6 protein-coding genes are annotated in these 12,891 nt (G+C 51.2%); 4 read left to right on the top strand and 2 right to left on the bottom strand.

Going from position 1 to position 12,891, the window contains the following annotated elements; all coding sequences use genetic code 11:
- On the bottom strand, positions 1–213 hold a 213-nt coding region (locus QVO66_RS12950; RefSeq protein ID WP_288172895.1), incomplete at its 3' end, for a hypothetical protein.
- Positions 214–1,018: 805 nt separating this feature from the next.
- Here QVO66_RS12950 and QVO66_RS12945 point away from each other — a divergent pair.
- From QVO66_RS12945 to QVO66_RS12930, 4 genes are all read left to right on the top strand, one after another.
- Positions 1,019–1,897 (top strand): AraC family transcriptional regulator, encoded by an 879-nt coding sequence (locus QVO66_RS12945; protein WP_021855923.1) that lies wholly within the window; start codon positions 1,019–1,021, stop codon positions 1,895–1,897.
- A gap of 72 nt (positions 1,898–1,969) precedes the next feature.
- Positions 1,970–5,818 carry a hybrid sensor histidine kinase/response regulator transcription factor gene (locus QVO66_RS12940; protein ID WP_021855922.1) on the top strand — a complete coding sequence of 1,283 codons (3,849 nt, stop codon included), beginning with the start codon at positions 1,970–1,972 and terminating at the stop codon, positions 5,816–5,818.
- Between the two features lie 382 nt (positions 5,819–6,200).
- Entirely contained in the window at positions 6,201–8,105 is a 1,905-nt protein-coding gene (locus QVO66_RS12935) for a rhamnogalacturonan acetylesterase (protein WP_021855921.1), read from the top strand.
- 18 nt (positions 8,106–8,123) lie between these two features.
- The gene (locus tag QVO66_RS12930) at positions 8,124–12,026 is read left to right on the top strand and encodes a pectinesterase family protein (protein WP_021855920.1); all 3,903 of its coding nucleotides are present in this window, start codon (positions 8,124–8,126) and stop codon (positions 12,024–12,026) included.
- A gap of 246 nt (positions 12,027–12,272) precedes the next feature.
- On the opposite strand, the gene QVO66_RS12925 is transcribed toward QVO66_RS12930, so the two are convergent.
- Complete coding sequence (locus tag QVO66_RS12925; protein WP_021855919.1) at positions 12,273–12,866, bottom strand: DUF3109 family protein; 594 nt, start codon at positions 12,864–12,866, stop codon at positions 12,273–12,275.
- Positions 12,867–12,891: the final 25 nt, after the last annotated feature.

The following is a 12,891-nucleotide window of genomic DNA, read 5'->3' as shown; positions in this document are numbered from 1 at the left end:
ATTCCAGTAGTAGCTCGTCATCGAAATCAAATCGTCCACGCCAACGGCATATTTGCCATTGTTTGACACGTGATTAAATACACCGCAAACCGGTGTTTCATAGCCTTCGATTATGAAAACTGCATCGTTAAAGTTGTAAAGGGTTGCCTCTTCTTGGGCTGATGCACCGCAAGCTAAACTTGCCATTGCTGCTAAAAGTAGTAATTTTTTCATAAGCACTTTAGTTGGTTTTTAATTTGCATAGATTTGCAGCAACAAGAATATAAAACTTATGTGCTGCTCTTAGTTTCTGTTTGCAATGATACAAAATTATTTCATAAAAGTAATGGTTATTTGTGATAAATATGATAAAATTAAATTATTTTAATAAATATGCTTAATTTATAAGATGTGGTGATTTTATGATATCTAGACGATATATAGCGTAAAATAAAAACAAAATGATTGAATTAGTATTTTTGATGATACAAAAATAAAGATATTTTTAGATGGTAATAATATGCAGGAGGCGCAAATAAGTGTTAACAATACATTAATCACGGGCATGTATGGGGCAAGCAAAAGTGATGCCAAAGATGAATATATATAAATGCTATTTAACATATCGCAGGCGTGTTTGGTGGTTTATATATAAAATATCGACTTTTGTATATAATTGTATGGTGATAATTCATGCTTTAAAATAGAAAGATTTACATTATTTTGCATGCCTTTATTCTATATGTTGCCTTTTTCACGCTGTGCCTTGAAGGGCATTTGCTATATTTTTTTGAATATAATTTTTTTGTGAAGCCGTCGGTTTGTGAGTTGTTGCTTTGGCTTCTCATGTCAGTTTCCTTGTGATGTATGACCATGTCAAGATTTTTTATCTGTGTAATGCCCGGTAAGGTTTTGGCAAAGGGTGTTGACACCTTATGTTATGGAAAAAATAAACCTTGTCGATACAATGATTATTTTTTGATTTTAATTTGATGGTGGCTGATATTTTGTTATCTTTGCAAGACAAAATTTTGGAAAAATGGGACAAAAGGGATTAATATCTGTTTCAACGTTTTCGGTTGCAAAGGAATATAACTTCAGCCGTATTGACGATGATATTATATTGTTCGACAATTTTGGAAAATTGCCGGTCCCGTGTGAGCCGAGCCGCAACATGGGATTGATTATCGGACTGTGCCTGCAGGGCAGCTTCCGCTATACTGCCGACACCGTAGAACAGTGTGTGCATGCAGGTGAGGCCATGATTATACACGAAGGTCAGGTTGTTGACAACTATCAGAGGAGCGACGATGTTGAGGGAATAGCCATCATGATGTCTTACGATTTCTTTCATGAGATTGTTAAGGGCTTTCATGAGCTGTCTTCTCTGTTTCTCTTCTCGCGCAGTCATCCTGTCTTCATGCTTCAGCCCGACGAGGTTAAAGATGTGGTCGACTATTTCACAATGATAAAGAATAGGGTTGACGACGGCAGCAGGCCTTTCCGCCGTGATGTGGTCAGGATGCTCATATCTGCCATGATTTACGACCTTAGCAATGCCATATACAGAATACAGCTCAGGTCTGACAAGAAGCCCACGCGTGCCGAAGCCATATTCTCTGACTTTATCCGTCTGGTAGAGCAGAACTACCGCTCGGAGAGAAGAGTGGGATGGTATGCCCATGAGATGTGCATAACAGCCAAGTATCTTTCAGAGACCGTGAAGATGGTGAGCCGCCGCACTCCTAACGACTGGATAGACAACTACGTTGTGATGGAGCTGCGTGTCTTGCTGAAGAACACGACAAAGAGCATAAAGGAGATATCGCAGGACATGTGCTTCCCGAACCAGTCGTTCATGGGAAAATATTTCAAGGAGCATGTCGGCATGTTGCCCATGTCCTACCGTAAGTCGTAATGGACAGGCGGCCGACGGCCGCCTTCATGGCTTTGTCCTACTTGCCTGCAGCGCTTGTTTCTTAATTCGAATATGTTGAAAATCTACTTAAAACCTATCATTACTTATGTTCTTGCGGCCTCATTCTTGCTTGTGGCCACGGCTTCGTCTTGTTTTTCGCAGCCATACTGCAAGGTCAGGACGTTTACCATAGACGACGGACTTCCTGCCAACAACATATCGGAGTTTGGGCTTTCGGACGATGGCATGATGTGGGTTTCAACATGGAACGGACTATGTAATTACGACGGCTATAAGTTCAGCCGCTTCCGCGAGCACTTCGGTGCGGGCCAGGTGCTTACTTCCAACCGCCTTAAGTTTATCCGTCCAAACTCCTGCGGCGACATCTGGTGTTCCACCTATGACGGCAAGGCCTATCTGTTCGACTGTACAACATGCCGCTATATTGACCTCGACGTGCTTGTCGGCAACACTGTCAGACATAAGTTTCCGGTGCGCAACATTATATCGCTGCCCAACGGCCATGCATGGGTACTTGGCGACGGCAACATTAACTTGCGCATAGATGAGGGCAAGATAAAGAGCCACGGCGGCGTAAGTCTTATCGACACGCGCAAGACGATATATCGGGGACCTATACGAAAAGTAATGGCAGACGGAAACGGGCGCGAGTGGGTGTTTGCCGACAACGGCGTAGGGCTTTACGGCAGCAAGGTGCTTCTTCCTTTCAAGTTTGAGTATATGTGCCATGTGGGGCGCAATGTCTATTTCGCATCGCGCGACGGCCGCTTCGGTGTTTATTCCGACCGGCTGCGCATGATCAGCGTTCCTGCACCGGTAACAAAGATAAACGGCATGTTCCGCTTCGGTTCCGACAAGCTTGCCTTGGCCTGTGACAAGGGGCTGCTCGTGTTCAGCACTCGCACGTCAGGTTTTCGTGTTGTGTCCGTTCAGCATCCTTCGCAGCCGTCTGCCGATGTGAAGAAGGTGTTTACCGACAGTCGGGGCCGTGCCTGGGCATTTTCTTCAGGACCGGGTGTTAGTCTTGTTTCGCCAGACGGAAGCAGCGTTCGATGGCTTCAGTCGGAAGCAGACGGATGGATGGGCACCACGAGCCGTTATCCTGTTTTTCATGAAGACGACAACCACACGGTGTGGGTGATACCCAACGGCGGCGTATTCTCTTATTATGATGAAGCCCGCGGATGTCTCGTTCCTTACAATCTTAATGCCGAAAACAGCAACCGTCTGCCCGTAAGCTACATCCTGAAATATAAGAAGGACGCGCAGAACAACCTTTGGTTTACGGGCAATCATAATCTTACGCTTGTTAATTTTAACTATTATCGCTTCAAGTTTACGCCCACGGTGCGCGATGCCGACGTGCGCTCGGTGATGAAAGACCGCAGCGGACGGATATGGACAGGCATGCACAACGGCTATGTAACCGTTACCGATGCCGTAAGCCGCAGGATGATGTATCTCTCGCCCGACGGCCGGCTGACCGGTGTGCCGGTGCGTCTTACCGACGAGGGCGTGTACGCTCTGCGCGAAGACCGCTACGGCAATGTGTGGATTGGCACCAAGGGTCGCGGCATATATGTGCTGTATGGAGGCCGTGGCGGAAACGGATTGGCGCATTATGCCAGGAGCTACACCGACAAATGGTCGCTGAGTTGCGACAGCATATACGACTTCTGCGAAGACGACGCCGGCCGTATGTGGGTGGCCACTTATGGAGGAGGCATCAACATTGCAGCCATGAAGCCAGGCGGCAGCATGGCATTCATCAACGGCAACAACGTGATGACGCCCTTCAAGGACAAGGCTTACAACCGCATGCGCCGCATATCGGCTGCCCCCGGCGGAATAATGGTGGCGTCAACGTTCGGCGGCATTGTTACCATGTCGCATCGTGTTGACAAGTTTTCGTCGATGCGATATTACTATACGACGCACATTCAGGGCGACACCACGTCGCTGCTTGCCTCCGATGTGCTCAACACTTATGTCAGCAGGTCGTCAGGTCGGATATATGCCACCACCATGGGCGGCGGCTTTCAGGTTGCACAGGCGTCAAGTCTGCTTCGCGACAACATCCCGTTCAGGCGCGTTGAGGGCATAGAGCATGAGGAAGGCACCATACAGGCTGTTGTCGAAGACGCTGCGGGCAATCTGTGGCTTGTGCGCGAGAGCAGCCTCGACAAGCTGTATCAGAAGACCGGTCAATATGAGATTTATGGCTCTAACGACTGGGAAGAAGACATCGGCTTCACCGAGGCGCAGCCCTATGTGTCGTCACGTGGAGGCGAGATTTTCCTCGGTGTCATCGGTGGTTACCTGTCGTTCCGCCCCGGTCAGATAAAGAAGAGCCGCTACAAGCCCATGATAGTGTTCAGCGGTGTGCAGTTTCAGGGCGAGCAGCAGATAAAGCCAATACTCGGCAAGACCGTGCTCGAGATTCCGGCAGGCGAGCGCAACGCCATTGTCTACTTCTCGGCGCTCGACTACGACGGCAACCGCCTGATACGCTATGCCTACAGGATAAAGGAGCTCGACAGCGAGTGGAGCTACACGGGCATGAGCCACAGCGCGTCGCTGAGCCACATCCCCGCAGGAAAGTACACGCTTGTGGTGAAGAGCACCAACTCCGACGGCGTGTGGACCGACAACGCCCGCGAGCTTAAGATATATGTTCATCCCACATTCTGGGAGACAGGCTGGGCCATGCTCCTGTATGTGCTTGTTGGCCTTTCCGTCATATTCTCGCTGTTCTATGTGTGGCGCCTGCGCAGCAATGTTGCAATGGAAAAGCGGCTCAAGGAGCGCCAGCTGCGCTTCTTCACGGGCATATCCCATCAGTTGCGCACCCCTCTGACGCTCATCGACGGCCCCGTTGGTCAGGTGCTGAGCGAGGAACCATTGTCGGCCAAGGCCCGTACATATCTCGAATTTGTGAAGAAAAACTCCGTGCGCATGCTCGAACTCGTGAACAAGTCGCTCGACCTGAAGAAGCTCGATGCCGCTGCCGACGATGTGGATGCAGCGCCACAAAACTCCGATGAAATGGCCGTTTCTGACAATATGCCGCAGTCTGCTGCCACCGTAAGTGGTCTCGACTTTGCTTCAGGACGCATCACCGTGCTCGTGGTTGAAGACAACGTAGAGCTGCGCTACTTCCTTGTAAGCAGTCTTTCGTCGAGCTACAATGTGTTTGAGGCACGCAACGGGCAGGAAGGACTCGAGATGGCGCAGAGCCGCCAGCCCGACTTCATCATCACCGACATCATGATGCCCGTGATGGACGGCATGACCATGATACGCAAGATAAAGGCATGTCCCGACACATGCCACATACCTATAGTGGTGCTGTCGGCCCGAACCGCCATCAACTACCGCATAGAAGGCCTTAACGAGGGCATCGACGACTATATAACCAAGCCTTTCAGCGTGTCTTACCTGAAGTCGCGTGTCGACAACATCATACGCCAGCGCCGCCAGCTTCAGCAGGCATACGTCAGCAAGCTCAATGCTGCGGGCGACGGCCACCTTATATATAAGGCCGACTCACCGGGCATTGCCGATGCCGACAAGGAGTTTGCACGCCGTCTTGTCGACTATCTCGAGCCGCGCATATCCGACCCCGAACTCAAGATAGACGACATAACCAGGGCCATGGCCCTTAGCCGCACCGTGTTCTACGGCAAGGTGAAGTCGCTCTTCGGCATGTCGCCCATCGACTTCGTGCGCCACATGCGCATCCTCAGGGCAGAGCGGCTGATAGTTGAGAGTCGCATGTCGTTCTCGGAGATTGCATATTCAGTAGGCTTTACCGACCCGAAATACTTCGGCCGCACGTTCAAGGCCAAGACCGGCATGACGCCGTCCGACTATCGCAAAAAATATACGCAGCACGGCTGATTTGCAGTGTTTTCAGCCTATGTTGGTATCGCCGCTGTAACTATCTGATAATAAGCGCGTTGCAAAAGGCCGTCTTTTACCTTCTAAAAGACGGCCTTTTGCGTGCCAAAACATGCCCTTTTGCATTGTAAAACGTGGCCTTTTACAAAACCCTTGCTCGTTATGTTATATGCCGTCCGCCATTTTCCGCATAATCTCAGCAGTATTTCCGCACACCAACAATACGCCCGAAATCAGGCGTTTATAGGCCCGAAATGATGAAAAGTCCGCCTTTCTAAACAATTTTTATCCCATTTCATCGGTAAATAAGAACTATCTTTGCCGCCGAAATCTACGTCAAACTATCTACGAAATTTATAACCTTAAAAAATAACTTACACTTATGAACCTTTTTAAATCTACGCTTTTAGCAGCCGGTATGCTGGTATCAACGTCGATGATGGCCATAAAGGTGCACACCATCGGCGACTCAACGATGGCCACATACAGCGAGTCGACAACCGTTACGCGCGGCTGGGGACAGATGCTCCAGCAGTTTTTCACCGACGCTGTAACGGTGAACAACCGTGCCAAGAGTGGCGCGAGCAGCAAGAGTTTCTATGAGGAGGCCGCCTACTGGGAGTCGGTCAAGAAGCAGATACAGCCCGGCGACTACGTGCTGATACAGTTTGCACACAACGACGAGAAGAACGACGGCATGGACGGCGACGAGGTTAAAGCCTACTACGAGAGCATAGGCGACCAGGCCAAGGCCGATGCCACCGACTATCGCGGCACCACTGCCAGCGGAACCTATAAGGAATATCTGCGCAAATATGTTGAAGAGACACGCGCCCTCGGTGCCACTCCGGTGCTCGTAGGCGCCATCTGCCGCAAATATTTCACGGGCAGCACCATCCGCCGCAACGGCCGTCACGACTTGGGCGACGACTTCTCGCTGCTCACTGCATCGGGCATCAAGGAGGGAAACAAGGTTGGCGAGGACGACCATACATACGACTATCCCTATCAGATGCGCTTGGTTGCCGATGAAATGGGCGTTTCTTACATCGACCTGACCACCGCAACGAAGGAACTCTACGAAAGTTACGGCGACGCCAAGGCCAACGAACTGCTCTTCGACGGCGACGGCAGCACCCACACTTCGGCCATGGGAGCCACTCTGATTGCGCGCCTCTGCGCACAGCTCCTGCAGAAGCAGGGCATCCTGACCGAGTATATCAACCTGACGAGCGACCTCAGCGTCAATCCGTCGAAGGCCGACCTCGGCGAGGCTTACAAGGGACAGACCGTTGTAAAGGAGTTTCAGATCAGCGGCTTCGACCTTCAGCCGGCCGAAGGCAACGTAACCATTACGGCAAGCAAGAGCCTGCAGGTGTCTGCCGACGGCGAGAGCTATTCGGGCAGCATCAGCATGAGCTATAAGGAAGGCAACATGATCGGCACGTTCTACGCACGCTGCGAGTTTGCCGAAGAAGGCCCCATTAACGAAGAAATAACCGTAACAAGCGGCGACAAGACCATCACCATACCCGTTACAGGCACAAGCATCGTGCTCGAAGGCGGCGTGCCCGTTCAGGCATACTGGCGCCTTGAGAAAGACGATGAATGCGAGGTTACTGGTCCGATGAACACTCTCGGACAGTCGTACAGCGGCATGACGCTTCAGAAATATTCTGCACCCAACACTAACACCACATGGCCCGAGTGGACAGGTTTCGACGCATCACGCAAGACACAGCGCAATGTCATCGAGGGCGAAAGCTGGCCTGCCGGTGAAATCGACGAAGTTTCAACCCGCTATATCGAATTTGCCGTTCAGCCTGCAAAGGGCACCACGCTCAAGGTTGACTCTATGTCGATGTTCGTATGCGGCTGCGGCGGCAACGGCATGTGCTGCAAGATATACTATTCGAAGGAAGAAAACTTCGCCAATCCTGTAAACATCTTCGAGATGAAGAGCATGCCTGCCAACAACATGCAGTATGTATGCTCAATGCCGGTGCTGTCGGTCAACGAGGGAGAAACTCTCCGCATACGCGTTTATCCCTGGTATAACAATGCCGCAACAGGCAAGACCATCTGTCTGAGCGACGTAACGATACACGGCATCGCCGTCGACTCTACCACAGGCATCAGCTCAGAGCTGACACAGAATGCCGCTCCCGTGCGCACAATATATTATGGCACAGACGGTACAATGCGCAAGGACATGCGTCCCGGACTTAACATCGTTAAGAAGGAATATGCCGACGGAAAGGTTGAAACAACTAAAATTCTATATTAAAACAATCAGTAAACAATTATGAAAAGCGTAAAGATCAGCTTATGCGGCTTGCTCGTCATGCTGTCGTCGCTGTGCTTCCCGACTGGTGCCCTGGCGCAGACGGAAGCTAAGCTCGCAGAATGGACATTTGCAAGCGGCTATGACAAAACCGACGTAGACGGCAAGACAGTCTACGTGCCCAACAGCAACGAGTGGGCAGAGATAAGTGCAACATGGTTTAAAGACCAGGCACCTTACTTCTATCCCAACGTATTCGAGGGCGAACAAGGCAGCTACATGCTGTCGGCACAGTCGGAGTCAAGATACTGGCAGGTATCTGACAGCAACGGCGACAAGGTGATGCGCATTGAGAACAGCGAGGCAAACAACATCACCGACTACACCGATGCCTCGCAGCACAATGTATATTATGAGGTGTCTTTCCCCACAAAGGGCTACAAGAACATCTCTCTTACCTATGCCATAGGCTACGGCGGCAACGCTGAGGCTGCCATCGAGGCCGTGTTCTCAACCGACGGCGGCGAGACATGGATTGATGCCGGCAAGGGCACCACAGCCCCCAACTGGTGGATATACAACGAAAACACCGTGAAGCTGTCGGCCAACAACAAGGACAAGGTGATAGTACGCCTCATAGCCGGCAACGGACTGGTGAGCAACTGGAACCTGAAGCAGCTCACTGTGAGCGCCGAAAAGGACGAAAGCTCACAGGGCATCAGCGCCAAGGACGCCACAGTGGCATGGCCTTTCAACGAAGGTGCGTCTAATCCTACCTCTGCCGAGGCTTCTGTTCCCGAGGCTCTGTCGTCTACAGGCTACACTCTCGGCAGCAAACTTACGCTCAACGGCACACAGAAGTGCGACCCTGAAGTGATGTCAAAGCTCGAACCCACAGAGAAAATCAACAACGCTCTGGACGAAAACTCGTTCATCAGCTTTGCCGTTGTGCCCAAGAAAGGCATCAATTTCACACCTAAAAAGATTACGTTCAACGCTGCAAAGTGTGGAACAAGCGGCGGTACAATGGACATTTATGCCGTAAGCGGCGACCAGAAAGTGGCCATTGCATCGAATGTAAATCCTGAAAGAAACCCGGCTTTCTCAAGCTACGACTACGACCTGTCGCAGCTCGGAACGCTCACCGACAAGCTCGAGATATTCATATATGTATATAACCTCAACGCAGGCAAGCAGCTCGCCATCAACAACGTAAGCATCACTGCCGACTTTGAGGGCACTCCTGTTGCCGTTCCCGTATACACCCTGTCGGTTAAGTCGGGCATGGAAGGTGCCGGCAACGTATCTTCTAATCCTTCAGGAACAGAGTTCGACGAAGGCACAAGCATCACTGTTACTGCCACAGAGAACTTCGGATATCACTTCCAGTCGTGGAACAACGACAAGGGTGAGGTGGTTTCTACCGAAAATCCCTATACATTCGAGATTTCAGAGAACACATCGCTCACTGCCGTTTACACCAAAAACAACGTTTATGCGCTCAACCTCACACTTGAAGGCGGAGCCAACACCAACCTCGTTCAGTTCAGTCCTGAGGGCAATGTCGTTGACGGCGTTCACTATTATGAGGAAGGAACCGACGTGAAGCTCACTGTTCTCAACAACCGCATTCTGACATTCACCAACTGGGAAGACAACTCTACCGACGCAGTGCGTGAGATAAGCATGGACGGCGACAAGCAGGTTACTGCCACATTCTCTTGCGCTGACTATATCGTAGGATGGGACCTTTACAGCGATACTCCTGCTAAGGAGCGCGCTGCCGACTATAAGGCTGAGAGCGACAACGCCGGACTGCTGTCGCTGCGTAATGCCGAGGGCCTCACTTCTTCATGGCTCGCATGCGGATCAGAGAAGGGCGGACAGAACGGCAAGTATGCCGCACGCGTGTGGAGAGATCTCAGCGAGAAATATTATTTCGAGATATCGTTCTCTACAAAAGAATATTCTAACATCAAGCTTTCGGCTGCCGTTGGTGACGATTTCAACGCTCACAGCATTGTAAATGCCGAATACAGCATTGACGGACAGACATACACTAAGTTTGGCACATACACTCTGCCTTACCGCGCATGGGCTGAAGGCGAGTTCGACCTGCCTGCCGACGCTGCCGGACAAGACCGCGTTTACATACGCTTCATGCCCGACTGGACTTCAGAGCTCGTGGGCAGCGAGAGCAATCTCGACGGAACTGCCGTTGCAGAAATATTCGTGCTGGCTGACAGAAACATCGTTGACGACGGCGAGGCGCCCAAACTGGTGTCTACACTTCCTGCCGACAAGGCTAAGGACGTTACGGCCAACGGTTCTGTGATACTTACGTTCAACGAGAAAGTTGTGGCTGCCGCCAACGACGGAAAGGCAACTCTCGACGGTGAGGAGATTGTTCCTACCGTAAGCGGAAAGACAGTTGTATATAAATATACAGGTCTGAAATATTCTACTGACTATACGTTCACACTGCCTGCCGGAGCCATTGAAGACCGCACGGGCAACGCCTTCGAGGGCGTAAGTCTCACCTTCACAACAATGGAGCGCAAGCAGCCCGAGGCACGTGTTTACGATGCTGTGGTTGCACAGGACGGAACCGGCGATTACACAACCGTGCAGGCTGCCGTAGACGCAGCTCCCGAGGGACGCGTAAAGCCGTGGCTCATCTTCATCAAGGAAGGTGTTTACAAGGAGCATGTAGATGTGCCTGAATCGAAGCCTTATCTCCATTTCATCGGACAAGACCGTAACAAGGTGTCTATCAGCGACGATAAGCTGTGCGGAGGCGACAATGCGCTGCACGTAGACGTAGGCGCTACGTTCGTGGCACGTGCCGAGAACCTCTACTTCGAGGGCATAAGCTTCGTAAACTCTTATGGCGTTGAGCAGAATGCCGGACCTCAGGCTCTGGCCCTTAACACCAAGAACGACCGCCTTGTGTTCAACAACTGCGGCATGTACAGCTATCAGGATACATGGATCACACCGAGCGACTCTCACTGCCGTGCTTATGTCAAGAACTGCTTCATAGAGGGTGCGGTAGACTTTATCTACAACAACGGCGACTATTATTTCGACGGCGACACGCTCAACATCGTGCGCAAGGACGGCGGATACATCGTTGCTCCGTCGCACAACAGCGACTCTAAGTGGGGCTATGTGTTCATGAACAACGTGATTACCGCTCCCGGCGTGCCTTCAGAAACTTCTGTATGGCTCGGACGCCCGTGGCACGACCAGCCCAAGACCGTGTTCATCAACACCAAGGCTGAGGTTACCATACCTGCCACAGGATGGTATGAGACGATGGGTGCAATACCGGCTATCTTTGCCGACTACAACACCGTTGACGGCGAAGGCAACCCCGTAGACCTGTCACAGCGCCGCAGCTATTACTACTATTATGCCGACGACGACAAGACTCAGAAGGTGGAGGGATATGCAAAGAACTCTCTGACCGACGAAGAGGCAGCACAATACACTGTTAAGAACGTGCTTTCAGGCGACGACAACTGGCAGCCGGAGATTATTACAGAGGCATGCGACGCTCCTGTTCCGGTAATCAGCAAGTCTGAGCAGACCATCACATGGGATGCCGTGCCTTACGCTATCTGCTACGTTATAACCAAGAACGGCAGCGTGGAAGGATTCACCACTGCCACATCTTGCAGCTATACTGACGGCGATGAATATCTTATTCAGGCTGTCAACGAGTATGGCGGACTGAGCAAGGCCGGAAAGGCATCTGAAGGAACTGTAGGCATCGACGGCGTTGAGGCCGCTCAGGCCATAACAGTTACAGGCATCTATTCTGCCGACGGTGTTAAGCTCAACACCTACCGCAAGGGTGTCAACATCGTTACAGGCAAGACTGCCGACGGCAAGGTGGTTTCAAAAACTATCGTGAAGTAAATTTGTCTGGCTTTTATTTATGGTGAGGCCCCGCCCGGAACTGCTGTCCGGCGGGGCCTTCTTTTTGCCTTTTATTTTAATGTACCTTATATTCTGTTATCCGAAAGTTTTTTATGTCATCGGCTGTTGACGCATTCTTTGATGTTAATACCGTTGCAGAGCGTACTGCATTTATTGCCTATATATGAAAAACGTCCGTGATTCTTATGTCAGAAACACGGACGTTTATATCTTTTACGGCCTTTATCATATCATCCCTGCCTTGTGCAGCTCGGCAACGGTGGCTTCGAGTTCGGCATACCACTCCTCGCCGAAACGGCGTGTCAGCGGCTCTTTCAGAAATTTATACACGGGCAGTCCCAGTTCCTTGCCTTTGGCGCGTGCTGCCTCGCAGATGCTCCAGCGGTGATAGTTGAGGCCGGTCAGGCCGTTGGAAAGTTTCTTTTCGCGGATAGGGTAGAGAGCGCAGCTTATGGGCTTACAGAACTCTGTCTTGCCGGCGCGGTGAGCCTTTTCTAAGGCGCACAGGCAGCAGCCGTTCTCGTAGCATGTAAACACACAGTCCTTGCCGTTGACTATGCTCGTTACGAGTTCGCCTTCCGGGTCGATGTCCGCCACGCCCTGCTGGTCTATCACGGCCTGCGCGTTGGCCGAAAGGTCGGTCCACACCGTGTCGAGCGAATCCTCAATGCCGCCTATCTCGTCCATCGTTACAGGCGCTCCGGCGTCGCCTTCAATGCAACATTCGCCCTTGCAGGCATCGAGGTCGCAGCAGAACTGCTCTGTTATAATGTCGGGCGACACAAGCACGTCGCCCACCTGTATTATCGGTAAATCCATATTCGTTGTCTATTGTGATATAATG

Origin of the sequence: Prevotella sp. CAG:255 (genome assembly GCF_000431195.1) — a bacterium.
Classification (GTDB): domain Bacteria; phylum Bacteroidota; class Bacteroidia; order Bacteroidales; family Bacteroidaceae; genus Prevotella; species Prevotella rara.
The sequence above is the reverse complement of the archived record's forward strand: the minus strand, read 5'-3'. Positions and strand labels throughout refer to the sequence as shown.